Annotated in this window: 18 protein-coding genes; 11 read left to right on the top strand and 7 right to left on the bottom strand. The window is 61.3% G+C overall.

Going from position 1 to position 16440, the window contains the following annotated elements:
* From hycE to hycA, 5 genes are all read right to left on the bottom strand, one after another.
* Nucleotides 1-1710, bottom strand: a complete 1710-nt coding sequence (hycE, locus tag ENTCL_RS04925; RefSeq protein WP_013365010.1) for a formate hydrogenlyase subunit HycE — start codon at nt 1708-1710, stop codon at nt 1-3.
* 17 nt (nt 1711-1727) lie between these two features.
* Entirely contained in the window at nt 1728-2651 is a 924-nt protein-coding gene (locus ENTCL_RS04920; RefSeq protein ID WP_013365009.1) for a respiratory chain complex I subunit 1 family protein, read from the bottom strand.
* A gap of 3 nt (nt 2652-2654) precedes the next feature.
* A complete protein-coding gene (hycC, locus tag ENTCL_RS04915; protein WP_013365008.1) occupies nt 2655-4481 on the bottom strand; it encodes a formate hydrogenlyase subunit 3 in 1827 nt (608 codons plus the stop codon).
* Nucleotides 4478-5086 (bottom strand): 4Fe-4S dicluster domain-containing protein, encoded by a 609-nt coding sequence (locus ENTCL_RS04910; protein ID WP_013365007.1) that lies wholly within the window; start codon nt 5084-5086, stop codon nt 4478-4480. The genes hycC and ENTCL_RS04910 overlap by 4 nt, the downstream gene beginning before the upstream one ends.
* 84 nt (nt 5087-5170) lie before the next feature.
* Nucleotides 5171-5632, bottom strand: a complete 462-nt coding sequence (gene hycA / locus ENTCL_RS04905) for a formate hydrogenlyase regulator HycA (protein ID WP_013365006.1) — start codon at nt 5630-5632, stop codon at nt 5171-5173.
* A gap of 225 nt (nt 5633-5857) precedes the next feature.
* Here hycA and hypA point away from each other — a divergent pair, with 225 nt between their 5' ends.
* The 7 genes from hypA (at nt 5858) to ENTCL_RS04870 (ending at nt 12114) form a co-directional block, all read left to right on the top strand.
* Entirely contained in the window at nt 5858-6202 is a 345-nt protein-coding gene (gene hypA, locus ENTCL_RS04900; protein ID WP_013365005.1) for a hydrogenase maturation nickel metallochaperone HypA, read from the top strand.
* Nucleotides 6203-6214: 12 nt separating this feature from the next.
* The gene (gene hypB, locus ENTCL_RS04895) at nt 6215-7084 is read left to right on the top strand and encodes a hydrogenase nickel incorporation protein HypB (protein ID WP_013365004.1); all 870 of its coding nucleotides are present in this window, start codon (nt 6215-6217) and stop codon (nt 7082-7084) included.
* Entirely contained in the window at nt 7075-7347 is a 273-nt protein-coding gene (locus ENTCL_RS04890; protein ID WP_013365003.1) for a HypC/HybG/HupF family hydrogenase formation chaperone, read from the top strand. The genes hypB and ENTCL_RS04890 overlap by 10 nt, the downstream gene beginning before the upstream one ends.
* Nucleotides 7347-8468, top strand: coding sequence for a hydrogenase formation protein HypD (gene hypD, locus ENTCL_RS04885; protein WP_013365002.1), 1122 nt, complete (start codon nt 7347-7349; stop codon nt 8466-8468). The genes ENTCL_RS04890 and hypD overlap by 1 nt, the downstream gene beginning before the upstream one ends.
* The gene (gene hypE, locus ENTCL_RS04880; protein ID WP_013365001.1) at nt 8465-9475 is read left to right on the top strand and encodes a hydrogenase expression/formation protein HypE; all 1011 of its coding nucleotides are present in this window, start codon (nt 8465-8467) and stop codon (nt 9473-9475) included. Before hypD ends, hypE begins: the two co-directional genes overlap by 4 nt.
* Nucleotides 9476-9558: 83 nt before the next feature.
* Nucleotides 9559-11634: a formate hydrogenlyase transcriptional activator FlhA gene (gene flhA / locus ENTCL_RS04875; protein WP_013365000.1), complete on the top strand. Its 2076-nt coding sequence runs from the start codon at nt 9559-9561 to the stop codon at nt 11632-11634.
* Nucleotides 11635-11685: 51 nt separating this feature from the next.
* The gene (locus ENTCL_RS04870; RefSeq protein WP_013364999.1) at nt 11686-12114 is read left to right on the top strand and encodes a TOBE domain-containing protein; all 429 of its coding nucleotides are present in this window, start codon (nt 11686-11688) and stop codon (nt 12112-12114) included.
* Between the two features lie 35 nt (nt 12115-12149).
* Here the strand turns inward: ENTCL_RS04870 and ENTCL_RS04865 are convergent, their stop codons facing one another.
* Nucleotides 12150-12494, bottom strand: a complete 345-nt coding sequence (locus ENTCL_RS04865; RefSeq protein ID WP_013364998.1) for a nitrous oxide-stimulated promoter family protein — start codon at nt 12492-12494, stop codon at nt 12150-12152.
* A gap of 191 nt (nt 12495-12685) precedes the next feature.
* Between ENTCL_RS04865 and ENTCL_RS04860 the strand changes: the two genes are divergently transcribed.
* Nucleotides 12686-12919: a SymE family type I addiction module toxin gene (locus tag ENTCL_RS04860; protein ID WP_013364997.1), complete on the top strand. Its 234-nt coding sequence runs from the start codon at nt 12686-12688 to the stop codon at nt 12917-12919.
* 4 nt (nt 12920-12923) lie between these two features.
* Here ENTCL_RS04860 and cynR read toward each other — a convergent pair whose 3' ends face one another.
* Nucleotides 12924-13811 carry a transcriptional regulator CynR gene (gene cynR / locus ENTCL_RS04855; protein ID WP_013364996.1) on the bottom strand — a complete coding sequence of 296 codons (888 nt, stop codon included), beginning with the start codon at nt 13809-13811 and terminating at the stop codon, nt 12924-12926.
* Between the two features lie 110 nt (nt 13812-13921).
* On the opposite strand from cynR, the gene ENTCL_RS04850 reads away from it, so the two are divergent.
* The 3 genes from ENTCL_RS04850 (at nt 13922) to ENTCL_RS04840 (ending at nt 16380) form a co-directional block, all read left to right on the top strand.
* Complete coding sequence (locus tag ENTCL_RS04850; RefSeq protein ID WP_013364995.1) at nt 13922-14581, top strand: carbonic anhydrase; 660 nt, start codon at nt 13922-13924, stop codon at nt 14579-14581.
* 31 nt (nt 14582-14612) lie between these two features.
* On the top strand, nt 14613-15083 hold the full coding sequence (cynS, locus tag ENTCL_RS04845; protein WP_013364994.1) for a cyanase: 471 nt from the start codon (nt 14613-14615) through the stop codon (nt 15081-15083).
* 97 nt (nt 15084-15180) lie between these two features.
* Entirely contained in the window at nt 15181-16380 is a 1200-nt protein-coding gene (locus ENTCL_RS04840; RefSeq protein WP_013364993.1) for a cyanate transporter, read from the top strand.
* The last annotated feature ends 60 nt before the right edge of the window (nt 16381-16440 follow it).

The raw sequence follows: 16440 nt of genomic DNA, 5'->3' as shown, positions 1-16440 counted from the left end.
TTATTTCAGCGGCGAGTTCTTACGCTCGATGCTATAGCGCTCAAGCTCTTTGTACGGCACCGTCTGGCTCTTCTTCTTACGCACATCTACCACCGTCATCCGGTCCGTGCAGGAGTAGCATGGGTCCAGGCTGCCGATAATCAGCGGCGCGTCGGAGACGGTGTTGCCGCGCAGCATATAGCGCAGCGTCGGCCAGTTGGCGTACGTCGCCGCGCGGCAGCGCCAGCGGTAGAGTTTCTGGTTGTCGCCGGTCATGCTCCAGTGGATATCGTCGCCGCGCGGCGCTTCGGCAAAACCGAGCGCGAAACGGTGCGGTATATAGGTAAAGCCCTCAACCATCAGCGGCCCGCCAGGCAGGTTATCGAGGCCGAAGTCGATCATGTTCAGCGCGGTATAGACCTCGTTGATACGCACCTTCAGACGGGAGATAACGTCGCAGCCCTGCTCGCTGTGCACCTCCATCGGCAGCAGACCGTAGCCGACGAACGGATGGTCGGCGCGGGTGTCGCGGGCGTGGCCGCTGGCGCGCACCATCGGTCCGACGTTACTGAAATCGCGGGCAATCTCCGGATCAAGACGGCCAATGCCGACGGTGCGCTGCGCCATGTTCGGCGTGCTGAGCAGCATGTCGACCAGATCCTGCACCTCGCGGCGCATCTGCTGGGCAAGCTGGCGGGTCTTGATCATGTCATCTTTCAGCAGATCGCGACGAATCCCGCCGATCAGGTTGAGTCCGTAGGTTTTACGCGCGCCGGTGAGGATCTCCGCCATCTTCATGGAGGTTTCGCGCACGCGGAAGAACTGCATAAAGCCGGAGTCGAAGCCGACGAAGTGGCAGGCCAGCCCCAGGTTGAGCAGATGCGAATGCAGGCGCTCCACCTCAAGCAGAATGGCGCGGATCATCTGCGCGCGCTCCGGGACCACGATGCCCATCGCGTTTTCCACCGAGGTGGTATACGCCGTGCTGTGGGCGAAGCCGCAGATACCGCAGACGCGATCGGAGAGGAAGGTGACTTCGTTGTAGCCCATGCGGGTCTCCGCCAGCTTCTCCATCCCGCGATGGACGTAGAACAGGCGGTAGTCGGCATCGATAATGTTTTCGCCGTCGACGAACAGACGGAAATGCCCCGGCTCGTCCGAGGTGACGTGCAGCGGGCCAATCGGCACCACGTTGTTTTTCTTACTGCCGAGCTCGTTGATGAACTCGTAGGTTTCGCTGTCGGTGGTCGGCGCCGGGCGCTGACGGTAGTCCATGCTGTCTTTTCGCAGCGGATAGAGTTCATCCGGCCAGTCATCCGGCAGAACCAGACGACGCTCGTCCGGCAAGCCGACCGGGATGAGCCCGTACATATCGCGCACCTCACGCTCGCCCCACACGGCGGCAGGCACGCGCGGCGTGACGGACGGATACTCGGGCTTATTGGCATCCACTTCAACGCGTACGGTTATCCAGCACTTCGTCCCCTGCTCCATCGACATCACGTAGTAAACGGCATAGTGGCCGTTCAGCTTACGTTCATCGTTGCCGAACAGCACCGACAGCCAGCCGCCCTGCTGGTAGTAAAGAAACTCCACCACTTCCGGCAGATAGTTAACCTTTACGGTAAGGGTGACCTGGTCTTTGGTCTGCCACGCTTCGTCGAGCACAACGCCGGGAAAGGCCTGGTGCAGCGCCGCGAGATAATGTTGACCTGTTTTTTCTTCAGACATGTAGAAACTCTCTTAAATCACGCCACCAGCAAGGAGACGAACGCTAAAAAGGCAAAGCCAAACCCGGCCCAGGTAACCCGCGAGGTCGCGGCAAAACGCAGGCGCGCCATGCTGTTTTCAAACAGCGCAATCACCGCCACGCCAAGCAGCAGCTTCACGATGGCGACAATCACGGCCAGCGCCGCGCCTGCGGCGGTAATCTGCTCCATCTGTCCCCACGGCAGAAAAACGCCGACGAACATCTGCAGCACCACCAGCTGTTTCAGGCTAATGCCCCACTTGAGCATGGCAAACCCGCTGCCGCTGTATTCGGTCAGCGGGCCTTCCTGCAGCTCCTGCTCGGCTTCGGCGAGATCAAACGGCAGCTTGCCCATCTCGATAAAGGTGGCGAACGCGCAGGCGCACATCGCCAGCACCAGCGGCACCGAGCGCGGCAGCGGCCAGTGATACAGGGTGTCGGCAATATTGCTGATGTGCGTCGAGCCCGCCACCTGGGCCGCCACCCACAGCCCCAGCAACAGGACAGGCTCCACCAGCACGCCGAGCATGGCCTCGCGGCTGGCGCCAATCCCGGTGAACGGGCTGCCGGTATCCAGCCCGGCAATCGCAAAGAAGAAACGGGCGATGGCGAAAAGGTAGATAAGGGTGATCAGGTCGCCGAGCGACGGCAGCGGTGAACCGACCGTAATGACCGGCAGCGCCATGGCGATGGTCAGCATGACGCCGACCATTACGAACGGCATCAGGCGAAAGACCCAGCCGGATGCCGCAGGCGCGACGCTCTGGCGCCCCAGCAGCTTTATCAGATCGCGGTATTCCTGCAGAACGCCAGGACCGCGGCGGTTGTGCAGCCGGGCGCGCAGCACGCGCGTCACGCCTGACAGCAGCGGCGCGACGGCAAACAGCGCCAGCGCCTGAATTATCGGAAACAGCACACTCATTTGTCAGGCTCCTCGGGAAATCACAATCACCACCAGCACCGCCAGCTCAATCAGCGCCAGACGGTGGAAGATGGCCGGCACCGCCGCCCGCTCCCAACCGGGCACCAGCGACACCGGGTTCAGCCATTTGCGCAGCTTCAGCACCGGCGCAAACGCCTCTTTCACCGGCATCGCGAAGCCGTGGGCGGTAATAACCATCGCGGACTCGTGCTCATAGCCGCACGCCCACGCGCTGCCGCGCGAACGGCCCGGCAGGCGATCGCCTTTCATCAGCATCATGATGAGGAACGGCAGCAGCGGACAGGCGATCAGCAGCAGGGTTATCATCGGCTGCGATACGGCGGTATGCGCGGTCTCCAGCGGCAGCGGCACCGCGTTTTGCAGCAGCGGCAGCAGCCAGGGCGCGGCGACCCCGCCAATCACGCAGCACAGCGCCAGCGCCACGGTGCAGGCCGCCATCAGCAGCGGCGCGCAGCAGGCCTGCTGCGCCTCCTTGCTGCGCGGCGCGCCGAGGAACGTGACGCCGTACACCTTCGCCATACACATCACCGCTAACGCGCCGGTAATCGCCAGGCCGACGGCCAGCAGCGGCCCGATCAGACGGCCAACAAACGCCCCGCTCTCGCCCAGTCTGAAGAAGGACTGATAGATGACCCATTCGCCGGCAAAACCGTTCAGCGGCGGCAGCGCGGCCATCGCCATCAGCCCCACCAGCATCGCCAGAGAAATCACCGGCATCCCTTTGCCAATACCGCCAAGCTTTTCAATATCGCGATGGCCGGTACGAAACCAGACGCTGCCCGCGCCCAAAAAGAGCGTGGTTTTAAACAGGGTGTGGTTGAAAAGATGGTACAGACCGCCGGTCAGCCCCAGCGCGACCAGCACCGGCTGCTGCAGCGCCACGCCGGTCACCCCGGCGCCCAGCCCCAGCAGGATGATGCCGATGTTCTCCAGGGTGTGATACGCCAGCAGTCGCTGGATGTTGTGCTCCATCAGCGCATACAGCCCGCCAACAAACGCCGTCACCATCCCCAGCGCCAGCAGCGCCACGCCCCACCACAGCGGCTGATGGCTGCCGATAAGCGACAGCGTCAGGATCCCCAGCAGGCCGATTTTCATCACCACGCCGGAAAACAGCGCGGCGGCCGGAGCGCTGGCGTTGGCGTGCGCCTGCGGCACCCAGCCGTGCAGCGGAATAATGCCCGCCAGCAGGCCAAAACCCGCCACGCCGAGCAGCCAGATATCAGAGCCGAGCGGCAGCATCTGCGCCCGCACGTTCAGCGCGCTCAGATCCAGCGTGCCGTAACGCTGCCACACCAGCCAACAGGCCAGCGCCAGCAGCAGCGTGCCCAGACGCCCCAGCGCGAACCAGAGCTTGCCCGACTGCGCGCAACCGGTAAGAAACGCGGCGCACAGCGCCATGATTTCCGCCATTACCACCAGCGCGCCAAGGCTGCTGGCGACCACCGCACAGACCGCTGCCGCCAGCAGGAGGTTAAGCAGCAGGCCGTTGCTTTTGGTCTGCGGATGACGGTGCCAGTCGATGTTATAAATACTGACGAACAGGCCGCATACGCCCAGGGTAATCAACCAGATGGCATTCAGCGGCGTCAGCAGAACACTGTGATGAATCAGCGGCATCAGGCCGTCGGTCACCTCGCCGTGGACTAACGTCTGAATCCCCGCCGCCGCCGCGCACAGGCTGCCGACCGCGCCGCCGATACCGGCAACCGCGCCGCTCAGCGTTTTATGAAAGGACAGCAGCCCGGAGAAAATGGCCGCCGCGGCAAACCAGGCCACGGCGCTGTTGGTTAAAAGAAGAGCCGTCATTTTGCGCCTCCATCCAGAGCCTGAAATAACGACAAGTCGCCGTAATCGACGTTCACGTTCAGCTCGCGCTTACGTTTACTGACCTGGGCGATGTCACGAATATCAACCTGCAGCAGCGCTTTGGTCGGGCAGGTGCGTACGCAGGCCGGTCCCTGCGGGTCGAAGTAGCACAGGTCGCACTTCACGGCGATGGCGCGCACGCCGGGAACCCAGTCCAGCAGCGTGCTGACGCGCGCGGGCGCCGGCGGCGCAGGAAGCGCTTTCGGGCTGTTCACGTTGGCCGGGATATCCAGCGGACGGCTGCCGGAAAACTCGATGGCGCCAAACGGACAGGCGATGCCGCAGAGCTTGCAGCTCACGCACAGGCTTTCATTCAGCTGTACCGCACCGTCGATGCGGGTAATGGCGTTGACCGGGCATACCCCGGCGCAGGGCGCGTCTTCGCAGTGATGGCACAGCTGCGGCGCGGATTCTTTTTCATTTCTCATCACCCGTAAGCGCGGCATCGCCTGCAGGCCATGCTGGCGATGGGTTTCGGCGCACGCCGCTTCGCAGGTGCGGCAGCCGATGCATACGGTGGAGTCAGCGATTACAAAACGGTTCACCAGGTCATCCTCAGGTGACAGTCATTTTTGACGAAAACAGGCGGCACGGCGTCATTTTTGACGCACGTCGACACCTCTGAAAGTTCAGGCCAGTTGCGCCTGTTGTCCGCACAGCTGCGGCAGGCTTACCGGCTGGTCACGCTCGATGGCGGTATACAGCCCGTTGTAAACCGACGCGATTTTCTCCAGATAATGCTCCAGCACTTTTTCGCGGTCGCGGTTGCTGATACGCCCGTCAACCTGCCCGTCGGCGCTCAGCTGCGCCTGTGCAATCAGCTGCTTATCTGAACCGTCCACGCTCTCGACGTAGTATTCGATGGTGTGGCTGTTGAAGCCTTCGGCGAGCGTCACGGAGATATGAAAGTGTTCAAACAGCACAAAGCACAGATCCTTCTCCGCCGCGCAGCTCATCGCGTGATGCAGGCGCGCTTTCGACAGGGTTATCCCCTGGACCAGCGAGTTGCAGTAGGTATGCCAGTGATCCTGCTGGCGACGATGGCGGTCGGCGATGTAATCCGCCTTTTCGCTAATTTCCCAAATTGTCATGTCAGGTTATCCGGTTAAATGGAGACTTACCGGTTAAGCACGTTCCATGCCAATTTTTAACATATTGATTTTTATTAAAAACATAGCCATGACCTCTCTGCAGCGACATGTCATTTTCGTCACCGTGACGTCGTCATCGTCAGTTTTTACTATCTGGCATCAATATTGCATTCACTGCGCATCAGGTACTGAAAATCTGATACGGATTACGTATCGGGAGGCAGCATGCACGAAATTACGCTCTGCCAGCGGGCGCTGGAAATTGTCGAACAGCAGGCCGCCGGCAGCGGCGCGTCGCGGGTGACGGCCGTCTGGCTGAAAGTCGGCGCGTTCTCCTGCGTGGAGCCCGCGGCGCTTGAGTTTTGCTACGAACTGGTCTGCCGCGGCACGCTTGCCGAAGGCAGCACCCTGCATATAGAGGAGCAGCAGGCGGAGTGCTGGTGTCCGTCCTGTCAGCAGTATGTCCATCTGCTCTCTTCCCACGTCCGGCGCTGCCCGCAGTGCCAGAGCAATGAGTTACGGATCGTGGCCGACGACGGCCTGCAGATCCAGCGTATTGAAGTTGAGTAACAGGAGTCCGTTATGTGTACCACCTGTGGTTGCGCCGAAGGCAACCGATATATTGAAGGCGACGAGCGCAACCCGCATTCGGCCTTTCGCAGCGCCCCTTTCGCACTGGCGACGCGCCCGGCGATGCGCATCACCGCGATAAAATCTGACTTCAGCCCGCAGCGGTCGGCCCTGGGCGATTTGCACTACGGACACGGCGAGGCGGGCACCCACGCGCCGGGAATGAGCCAGCGCAAAATGCTGGAAGTGGAAATCGACGTACTGGACAAAAACAACCGCCTGGCGGCGCGCAACCGCGCCCGCTTCGCCGCCCGCGGGCAGCTGGTGCTGAATCTGGTCTCCAGCCCCGGCTCCGGCAAAACCACCCTGCTGACGGAAACGCTGCTGCGGCTGAAAGGAAAAACGCCGTGCGCGGTGATTGAGGGCGATCAGCAAACCATTAACGACGCCGCCCGCATCCGCGCCACCGGCACCCCGGCGATTCAGGTCAATACCGGCAAAGGCTGCCACCTGGACGCGCAGATGATTGCCGATGCCGCCCCGCGGCTGCCGCTGGCGGACAACGGCATCCTGTTTATTGAAAACGTCGGCAACCTGGTCTGCCCGGCAAGCTTCGACCTCGGCGAACGTCACAAGGTCGCCGTGCTCTCGGTGACCGAAGGCGAGGACAAGCCGCTGAAGTATCCGCACATGTTCGCCGCCGCCTCGCTGATGCTGCTGAATAAAGTCGATTTGCTGCCGTATCTGCAGTTCGACGTGGAGAAATGCATCGCCTGCGCCCGGGAGGTAAACCCGGCGCTGGAGGTCATCCTGGTGTCCGCGACCAGCGGTGAAGGGATGGACGCGTGGCTTAACTGGCTGGAGGCGCAGCAATGTGCATAGGCATTCCCGGGCAAATCTGCGCCATCGACGGCCAGCTTGCGAAAGTGGACGTCAACGGCATCAAACGCGACGTTGACCTGACGCTGGTCGGCGCCAGCGACGAACACGGCCAGCCGCGCCTCGGGCAGTGGGTGCTGGTTCACGTCGGCTTCGCCATGAGCGTGATTAATGAAGAAGAAGCGCGCGATACCCTTGAGGCGCTGCAAAACATGTTTGAGGTAGAGCCGGACGTCGGCGCTCTGCTGTACGGCGAGGAGCAATGATGCGCTTTGTTGATGAATACCGCGCGCCGGAACAGGTGATGAAGCTTATCGACAGCCTGCGGGAGCGCGCCCGCCACCTGCCCTACAGCGCGGCCGCCCCGCTGCGCATTATGGAAGTCTGCGGCGGGCATACCCACGCCATTTTTAAGTTTGGCTTAGACCAGCTGCTGCCGGATAACATCGAATTTATCCACGGTCCGGGCTGCCCGGTTTGCGTGCTGCCGATGGGGCGCATTGACGCCTGTATCGAAATCGCCGCTCACCCGGAGGTTATCTTCTGCACCTTCGGCGATGCGATGCGCGTGCCCGGCAGGCAGGGATCGCTGATGCAGGCGAAAGCGCGGGGCGCCGACGTGCGGGTCGTGTACTCGCCGATGGACGCCCTGACGCTGGCGCGCCAGAACCCGCAGCGCAAGGTGGTCTTTTTCGGTCTGGGTTTTGAAACGACCATGCCCGCCACCGCCATCACGCTGCAGCAGGCGCGTCGGCAAAACGTGACCAATTTCTTCTTCTTTTGCCAGCACATCACCCTGATTCCCACGCTGCAAAGCCTGTTGGAACAGCCGGATAACGGTATTGACGCTTTTCTGGCGCCGGGTCACGTCAGCATGGTCATCGGCACCGACGCTTATGATTTCATCGCCGGATGCTATAAACGCCCGCTGGTGGTCGCTGGTTTCGAACCTCTTGATCTACTGCAAGGCGTAAGCATGCTTGTTGAGCAGAAAATAGCGGGTCACAGTCAGGTCGAGAATCAGTATCGCCGGGTGGTGCCTGATGAAGGCAACCGGCTGGCGCAGGCCGCCATCGCCGAGGTGTTTACCGTCAACGGCGACAGCGAATGGCGCGGTCTCGGGCTTATCAACGACTCCGGCGTACATCTGACCTCCGGCTATCAGCATTTTGACGCCGAGGCGCATTTTCGCCCGGCGCCGCAGCGCGTATGCGATGATCCTAACGCGCGCTGCGGCGACGTGCTCACCGGACGCTGCAAGCCGCATCAGTGCCCGCTGTTTGGTACGACCTGCAACCCACAAAGCGCCTTCGGCGCGCTGATGGTCTCCTCGGAAGGGGCCTGCGCGGCGTGGTATCAATATCGACGTCAGGAACACAACGCATGAAAAGCATTCAGATAGCGCACGGCAGCGGCGGTCAGGCGATGCAGCAGCTGATAAACGACCTGTTTATGCAGGCTTTCGCCAACCCGTGGCTTGCCGAACAGGAAGACCAGGCGCGCATTGACCTTGCCCAGCTCACGGCCAGCGGCGACCGGCTGGCGTTTTCCACCGACAGCTACGTTATCGACCCGCTGTTCTTCCCCGGCGGCGATATCGGCAAGCTGGCGGTCTGCGGCACGGCCAACGACGTCGCCGTCAGCGGCGCTATCCCTCGCTTTCTGTCCTGCGGCTTTATCCTGGAAGAGGGCCTGGAGATGGCCACGCTGGAGGCGGTCGTCGCCAGCATGGCGCAGACGGCGGCGGCGGCCAACATCGCCATCGTCACCGGCGATACCAAAGTGGTGCCGCGAGGCGCGGCCGATAAGCTGTTTATCAATACCGCCGGGATCGGCGCGATCCCGGCGACGGTTCGCTGGGGCGCGCAGCAGCTGGCGGCGGGCGATGTGCTGCTGGTAAGCGGCACGCTGGGCGATCACGGCGCCGCTATTTTAAACCTGCGCGAGCGGCTGGGGCTGGAGGGGGATCTCCAGAGCGACTGCGCGGTGCTGACGCCGCTGATTCAGACCCTGCGCGATATTCCGGGCGTGAAGGCGCTGCGTGACGCGACCCGCGGCGGCGTCAACGCCGTCGCCCATGAGTTTGCCGCCGCCAGCGGCTGCGGCATTGAGCTGCATGAAGCGCGTCTGCCGATCAAACCGGCGGTACGCGGCGTCTGCGAGCTGCTGGGCCTTGACCCGCTGAACTTCGCCAACGAAGGCAAACTGGTTATCGGCGTCCGTCCCGATGCGGCGGACGAAGTGCTGGAGCAGCTGCAGCGTCATCCGCTCGGGCGCGATGCGGCAATTATCGGGGAAGTGAGCGAGCGAACCGGCGTACGCCTGGCGGGGATTTACGGCGTGAAACGCACGCTTGAACTGCCGCACGCGGAGCCGCTGCCGCGCATTTGTTAACCCGGCGGCGCGAAACATCTTTTCTATAATCATCGACACGTTTTATTTTGCACGGGTTAACCGCTGCTTTTTGGATAATTGCAATGTCATATACACCGATGGGCGATCTCGGACAGCATGGGCTGTTCGACATCACCCGGACTCTTTTACAACAGGCCGACCTGGCGGGCGTCAGCGAAGCGCTGACGCGGCTGGCAAAGCAATCCGCGCTGGCGGACAGAGCCGCAATCATCCTCTGGCAGCCGGGAAACCACCGCGCCCGCTATTACGCCAGCGCGCAGCCAGGCGCTCCCATCGAATACGAAGACGAAACGTATCTGGCTTACGGTCCGGTGCGCCGCCTGCTGTCGCGCCCGGACGCGCTGTACTGCAGCCACGATGAGTTCAGCGAAGCGTGGCCGCAGCTGGCCGAAAGCGGGCTGTACGATCCCTTCGCGCAGTACTGCCTGCTGCCGCTCGCCGCGGAAGGCCGAATTTTCGGCGGCTGCGAGTTTATCCGCAACGATGCGCGCCCGTGGACCGAGAAAGAGTTTCAGCGTCTGCACACCCTGGCGCAGATTGTTGCGGTGGTGACCGAGCAGATCCAGAGCCGGGTCAGCAACAACGTTGATTACGATCTGCTGTGCCATGAGCGCGATAACTTCCGCATTCTGGTGGCTATCACCAACGCCGTACTGTCGCGGCTGGATATCGATGAGCTGGTGAGCGAAGTCGCCAAAGAGATCCACCACTATTTTTGCATCGATGCCATCAGCATCGTGCTGCGCAGCAACCACAAGGGCAAGCTGAACATCTACTCCAGCCACTACCTCGATGAGAACGAGCCGGTTCACGATCAAAGCGTGGTTGACGAAGCAGGCACCCTCAGCGAACGGGTGTTCAAAAGCAAAGAGATGCTGCTGCTGAAGCTGCACGAAGGCGACGCGCTCGCCCCCTACGAGCGGATGCTGTTCAACATGTGGGGCAACCAGCTACAGACGCTGTGCCTGCTGCCGCTGATGTCGGGCGACAAAATGCTGGGCGTGCTGAAGCTCGCCCAGTGCGACGAGAAGGTGTTCAACACCGCCAATCTCAAGCTGCTGCGCCAGATCGCCGAACGCGTATCGATTGCCCTGGACAACGCGCTGGCCTACCAGGAGATCCATCGCCTGAAAGAACGGCTGGTCGACGAAAACCTGGCGCTCACCGAACAGCTGAACAACGTCGACAGCGAATTCGGCGAGATAATCGGCCGCAGCGAGGCGATGTACAGCGTACTGAAGCAGGTGGAGATGGTGGCCCAGAGCGACAGCACGGTGCTGATCCTCGGCGAAACCGGCACCGGTAAAGAGCTTATCGCCCGCGCCATCCACAACCTTAGCGGACGCAACGGCCGGCGGATGGTGAAAATGAACTGCGCGGCGATGCCGGCAGGGCTGCTGGAAAGCGATCTGTTCGGCCACGAGCGCGGCGCCTTTACCGGCGCCAGCGCCCAGCGTATCGGCCGCTTCGAGCTGGCGGATAAAAGCTCGCTGTTTCTTGATGAAGTGGGCGACATGCCGCTTGAGCTGCAGCCGAAGCTGCTGCGCGTTCTGCAGGAGCAGGAGTTCGAGCGCCTTGGCAGCAATAAGCTGATCCAGACCGACGTCCGGCTGATCGCCGCCACTAATCGGGATCTGAAAAAAATGGTGACCGATCGCGAGTTCCGCAGCGATCTCTACTACCGCCTGAACGTGTTTCCAATCCACCTGCCGCCGCTGCGCGAACGGCCGGACGACATCCCCCTGCTGGTGAAAGCGTTTACCACGAAAATCGCCCGCCGCCTCGGGCGGCAAATCGACAGTATTCCGGCGGAAACCCTGCGAACCCTGAGCCGTATGGAGTGGCCGGGCAACGTCCGCGAACTGGAAAACGTGATTGAGCGGGCGGTGCTGCTGACCCGGGGCAGCGTGCTGCAGCTCTCGCTGCCGGAAATCAGCATTGAGTCGGACACCCCGGAGCTGGCGGCGGAAAAACCGCTCGACGGCGAGGACGAAGCGCAGCAAATTCTGCGGGTGCTGAAAGAGACCAACGGCGTGGTCGCCGGGCCGAAAGGCGCCGCGCAGCGCCTGGGGCTTAAGCGCACCACTCTGCTTTCGCGGATGAAGCGCCTTGGCATCGACAAAGACATGCTGGTGTAAGCGGCTGTTACAGGCTATAACTCTGTGCACGTTCAACAGAAAGGAGGCATCATGGCAGTATCTGCACGCAACCAATTAACCGGGAAAGTAAGCGCCGTAGCCACCGGCGCGGTGAATGATGAGATCGAGCTGACCCTCGCAGGCGGCGCAAAGCTGGTGGCTATCGTCACCCACAGCAGCAAAGAAGCGCTGGGTCTGAAGGACGGCAAAGAGGCGATTGCGCTGATTAAAGCGCCGTGGGTAACGCTGGCGACGGAAGATTGCGGACTCAAGTTCTCCGCCCGCAACCAGTTTGCCGGCAGCGTCTCCCAGGTCACCGAAGGGGCGGTCAACGCCACCGTTCACGTCAAAACGGACGCTGGTTTTGAGCTGGTGGCGGTTATCACTAACGAAAGCCAGCACGAGATGAAGCTGACGGCAGGTAGCCGCGTTATCGCGCTGATTAAGGCCTCGGCGATTCTGATTGCCACCCGCGCGTAATGCGCTGCGCGCGCCGCGCACATGCGGCGTGTCGCTTATTTTTTCGGTCGATATTTTTCCGGTAGCTCCGGCACCGGACGCCGGTCGTCCAGCAGATGGCGAATCGTCAGAATGGGGTGTCGCCACAGCATTCGCGGCCCCGCCCAGCGCATAATCTGCTTCATCTCTTCCCGTTTGGCCGGCTGATAACAGTGAACCGGACACTGCTTGCAGGCGGGTTTCTCCTCGCCGAAGACGCACTTATCAAGCCGTTTATCGGCATAGGCGTTTAGCGCCTGATAATACCCCTCCCCGTCGGAAGCCTGCGGGCACTGACGCGCATAGAGAGCAATCATCTTTTTGATCGTCAGCTTTTCCCGAAGAATGCGTGTTCCAGCCATCACGATATCCTGACTAATAAGTTGCATAAATAATACACCTTTATTGATATCCCCTCCAGCGACAATGACCGCACTCAGTCCGAAAGCGGATGCTGCCCTGCATAGACAAAAAGCAGGCTTATCGTATTATTTACCTGTTTTTATATACAGTATTTGTACTGTCAGCATGTAACGGCAAGGGGGAAACCGCTATGCAGTCTCAGCCTCATCAGGGAGTGAGTAAAACCTCCCGTCAGGTCACCGTAAGCTATGTCAGAAAACGTCATCAGGACCCAGAAACCTTCCGTACCCGCAGGATGAGCCGCCACCCGAGCCTGGTGCTGAGCGGCGACTGGCTGGAGGAGGCCGGGTTTCCCACAGGTACGCCGGTCGCCGTTTCCGTCGCCTGGGGCAGGCTTATCTTAAGCCCGGTGGAGGTGGAATAAGGCATCATGCGCCCAGCGCTGAAGAAAGGTGATGAGCACAGGCAATGAACGCACGCAGGGCCGCGCTTTGATAGGCCCCCCTGCGCTGCATAATGACAGCCGTTCTTTGCAGCAGCAGCGGGTTGAGAGGGATAGCCACCAGCCCCTCGTGCTCGCTGGCGATAGCCGCAGGCAACAGCGTTGACAGCGATGTCCGGCGAACAGCTTCGATGACCGCGCTGATTGAGTTCGCCTCCATCATCACCTGCGGCCAGATGCCGTTTTGCCGGCAGTAGCGATCGATCTGCTCTCGCGTCGCGAACTCTGCGCTCAGCAGAATGAGGTGCTCATTATTAAGTACGTTGAGGCTTACCCGCCGACGCGAAGCCAGAGGGTGGCGCTGATTCACCACCAGCGCCAGGGTCTCCGTCAACAGTGGCTGAGTTTCGACGTCCTGCGAGTGCCCCTCTTCAAACGCGATGCCGACATCCAGCATATCGTCGATGAGCAGGCTCTCCATTCTGTCCTGAGACATCTCATGTACCGTCAGCCTGACGCCAGGATACCGGTGGTAAAACGCTTCGATCAGCGGCCCGACAAAGTAGGCGGTAAACGTCGGCGTCACGCCGACGCGCAGCGAACCGCGGCTGAGATCGCCCACATCATGGATGGCGCGTTTGCCCTCCTCGAGGTCCTGTAGCGCCCGCCGGGCGTAGCGCAGATACACCTCTCCCGCATCCGTCAGACGCGTGGCGCGCCCGGTTCGATCGAAGAGCTGAGTATTCAGGCTCTCTTCCAGCTGCTTTATCTGCTGCGACAGCGCCGGTTGCGATACGTGTAGCACCAGCGCGGCGCGGGTGAAGCTGTGGTGTTCCGCCACCGCCAGAAAATAGGTGATGTGCCGTAGCAGCATGCAACCTCCTATAAGAAATACCAATAGAACCCATCATAAATGAGTCTTTTATCTTATAAAAGAAGGCGCGTAACCTGCCGTTTATTGACACCGAAGACACAGGATCGCCCGTGAAAGAGATCGTTGAAGGCATTCTTAAATTCCAGCGTGATGCGTTCCCGGAACGCGCCGAACTCTTTAAGGGGCTGGCGACCCGGCAGAATCCGAAAGCGCTGTTTATCTCCTGCTCCGACAGCCGCCTGGTTCCCGAACTGGTCACCCAGCGCGAGCCGGGAGAACTGTTCGTCATTCGCAACGCTGGCAATATTGTTCCCTCCTGGGGCCCTGAGCCCGGCGGCGTCTCCGCCTCTGTCGAATATGCCGTCGCGGCGCTGCGGGTATCCGACATCGTTATCTGCGGACATTCAGACTGCGGCGCCATGGCGGCAATCTCCTCCTGCGCCTGCCTTGACCACATGCCCGCCGTTAGCCACTGGCTGCGCTATGCCGATTCCGCGCGGGTGGTTAACGAGGCTCGCAGCCACGCGGATGCTCACGCCAAAGCCGCATCAATGGTGCGCGAGAATGTCCTCGCCCAGCTGGCGAATATTCAGACCCACCCCTGCGTGCGCCTGGCCTTAGCGGAAGGACGCGTCGCGCTGCACGGTTGGATCTATGACATCGAAAGCGGGAGCGTCAGCGCCTTCGACGGCGCCAGCGGCCGCTTTGTTTCATTAGCGGATCACCCGCGTACTCGCGCGGTCGCTCCCGCACATCCCGCAGCGATATAGCGTTCATCTTTAACAAAAAAAGAGGTTTACTATGATTCAGTCTCAAATCAGCAGAGAAGTTCGCCTGACCCTCGCCGACGCCATTTTGCTGGCGAAGGCCAGAAAAGATCTCTCCTTCGCCGAGATTGCCGAAGGAACCGGGCTGTCTGAAGCCTTTGTTACCGCCGCGCTGCTGGGACAGCACGCGCTTCCGGCCGCCGCGGCGCAGCATGTGGGCAAGACGCTGGGCCTGGATGATGATGCCGTAGCGCTGCTGCAGACAATCCCACTGCGCGGCAGCATCGAGGACCGGGTACCGACAGACCCGACGATGTACCGCTTCTACGAAATGCTGCAGGTTTACGGCACGACCCTGAAAGCGCTGGTCCATGAGAAGTTTGGCGACGGGATCATCAGCGCCATCAACTTTAAGCTTGAGGTGAAAAAAGTGGCCGACCCAGAAGGCGGCGATCGCGCGGTGATCGTGCTGGACGGCAAATACCTGCCGACAAAACCGTTCTGATTATCGCCTTTTACGCGGCTGACGTTTAGTATCAGCCGCCCCCTTCGGGAGAATCCATGTCTGATCTTCTTTATTTTGCGCAGCGTCAGGTACGGTCATGAGCCAAAAACAAAAACAGAGCCTGATGCTGCTGGTGTTAGTCCTCACGGGCCTTAATATGCGCCCGCTGCTGACCTCCGTCGGCCCGCTGCTGCCCCAGCTGCGTCTGGCAAGCGGCATGAGCTTTACCGTCGCCGCGCTGTTGACCGCCCTACCGGTTATCGCAATGGGCGTACTGGCGCTGGCGGGAGGCTGGATAGACCGTCATATCCGCGAGCGCAACAGCGTGGCCCTGAGCCTGCTGATGATCGCCATTGGCGCGCTGCTGCGTGAAACGGCGCCCCATAGCGGCATTCTGTTGTGCAGCGCGCTGCTGGGCGGGATCGGTATCGGGATCGTACAGGCCATTATGCCAACCGTTATCAAGCGTCTGTTTCATCAGCGAATGCCGCAGGTTATGGGCCTGTGGTCGGCGGCGCTGATGGGCGGCGGCGGGCTGGGCGCCGCCATCACCCCCTGGCTTACGCAGCACAGCAGCGTCTGGTATCACGCGCTGGCCTGGTGGGCGCTGCCGGCGCTTATCGCTCTCATTGGCTGGTGGCCGCAAAGTAAAACGCTGGCGCAACCCGCGCACGCCGCCGCCTCCGTACCGCTGCGGGTGCACATCACCCCACGCGCCTGGACGCTTGGTCTCTACTTTGGGCTGATCAACGGCGGTTATGCAAGCCTGATTGCCTGGCTACCGCCTTACTACATACAGCTTGGCGCCAGCGCCCAGGCCAGCGGTACGCTGCTGGCGCTGATGACCGTCGGGCAAACCGCCGGGGCGCTGCTTCTGCCGATATTTGCCCGCCGGCAGGACCGGCGCAGGCTGCTGTTTTTCGCACTGGCGCTACAGCTGGCGGGGTTCTGCGGCTTTATTATGCTTCCGCTCTCGCAGCCCGTACTCTGGGCGCTGCTCTGCGGCGTGGGTCTCGGCGGCGCGTTCCCGCTTTGTCTCGTCCTGGCATTGGATCACTCCCCGCATCCGGCGATTGCCGGGCGGCTGGTCGCCTTTATGCAAGGTATCGGCTTTATTGTGGCGGGACTGTCGCCGTTCCTGTCTGGCGTGCTGAGAAGTCTGAGCGGTGATTTTCTGCTGGACTGGGCGTTGCATGCTCTGTGCGTGGTCGGGCTGATGCTGCTGACCCTGCGTTTTATCCCGGCGCGCTACCCGCACGAATGGCGGACGTTGAGCACAACGTTCCAGAAGCCCTGAGGATAATATATGCTGCCTGCTGCTGGCCAGTAATATGCCAGTGTAAAAACAACGGGGAGA

The sequence above is a fragment of the [Enterobacter] lignolyticus SCF1 genome (genome assembly GCF_000164865.1).
Taxonomy (GTDB): Bacteria; Pseudomonadota; Gammaproteobacteria; order Enterobacterales; family Enterobacteriaceae; genus Enterobacter_B; species Enterobacter_B lignolyticus.
Note: the sequence above shows the minus strand (reverse complement) of the source record. Positions and strands in the feature narration are given on the sequence as shown.

Bases quoted from the DNA above. Each gene is read 5' to 3' on its own strand.
- hycE (WP_013365010.1), bottom strand. From the start codon at position 1,710: ATGTCTGAAGAAAAAACAGGTCAACATTATCTCGCGGCGCTGCACCAG.
- ENTCL_RS04840 (WP_013364993.1), top strand. From the start codon at position 15,181: ATGAGCCAAAAACAAAAACAGAGCCTGATGCTGCTGGTGTTAGTCCTC.
- hycC (WP_013365008.1), bottom strand. From the start codon at position 4,481: ATGACGGCTCTTCTTTTAACCAACAGCGCCGTGGCCTGGTTTGCCGCG.
- ENTCL_RS04920 (WP_013365009.1), bottom strand. From the start codon at position 2,651: ATGAGTGTGCTGTTTCCGATAATTCAGGCGCTGGCGCTGTTTGCCGTC.
- ENTCL_RS04870 (WP_013364999.1), top strand. From the start codon at position 11,686: ATGGCAGTATCTGCACGCAACCAATTAACCGGGAAAGTAAGCGCCGTA.
- ENTCL_RS04865 (WP_013364998.1), bottom strand. From the start codon at position 12,494: ATGGCTGGAACACGCATTCTTCGGGAAAAGCTGACGATCAAAAAGATG.
- hypD (WP_013365002.1), top strand. From the start codon at position 7,347: ATGCGCTTTGTTGATGAATACCGCGCGCCGGAACAGGTGATGAAGCTT.
- ENTCL_RS04890 (WP_013365003.1), top strand. From the start codon at position 7,075: ATGTGCATAGGCATTCCCGGGCAAATCTGCGCCATCGACGGCCAGCTT.
- cynS (WP_013364994.1), top strand. From the start codon at position 14,613: ATGATTCAGTCTCAAATCAGCAGAGAAGTTCGCCTGACCCTCGCCGAC.
- cynR (WP_013364996.1), bottom strand. From the start codon at position 13,811: ATGCTGCTACGGCACATCACCTATTTTCTGGCGGTGGCGGAACACCAC.
- hypA (WP_013365005.1), top strand. From the start codon at position 5,858: ATGCACGAAATTACGCTCTGCCAGCGGGCGCTGGAAATTGTCGAACAG.
- flhA (WP_013365000.1), top strand. From the start codon at position 9,559: ATGTCATATACACCGATGGGCGATCTCGGACAGCATGGGCTGTTCGAC.
- ENTCL_RS04860 (WP_013364997.1), top strand. From the start codon at position 12,686: ATGCAGTCTCAGCCTCATCAGGGAGTGAGTAAAACCTCCCGTCAGGTC.
- hypB (WP_013365004.1), top strand. From the start codon at position 6,215: ATGTGTACCACCTGTGGTTGCGCCGAAGGCAACCGATATATTGAAGGC.
- hypE (WP_013365001.1), top strand. From the start codon at position 8,465: ATGAAAAGCATTCAGATAGCGCACGGCAGCGGCGGTCAGGCGATGCAG.
- hycA (WP_013365006.1), bottom strand. From the start codon at position 5,632: ATGACAATTTGGGAAATTAGCGAAAAGGCGGATTACATCGCCGACCGC.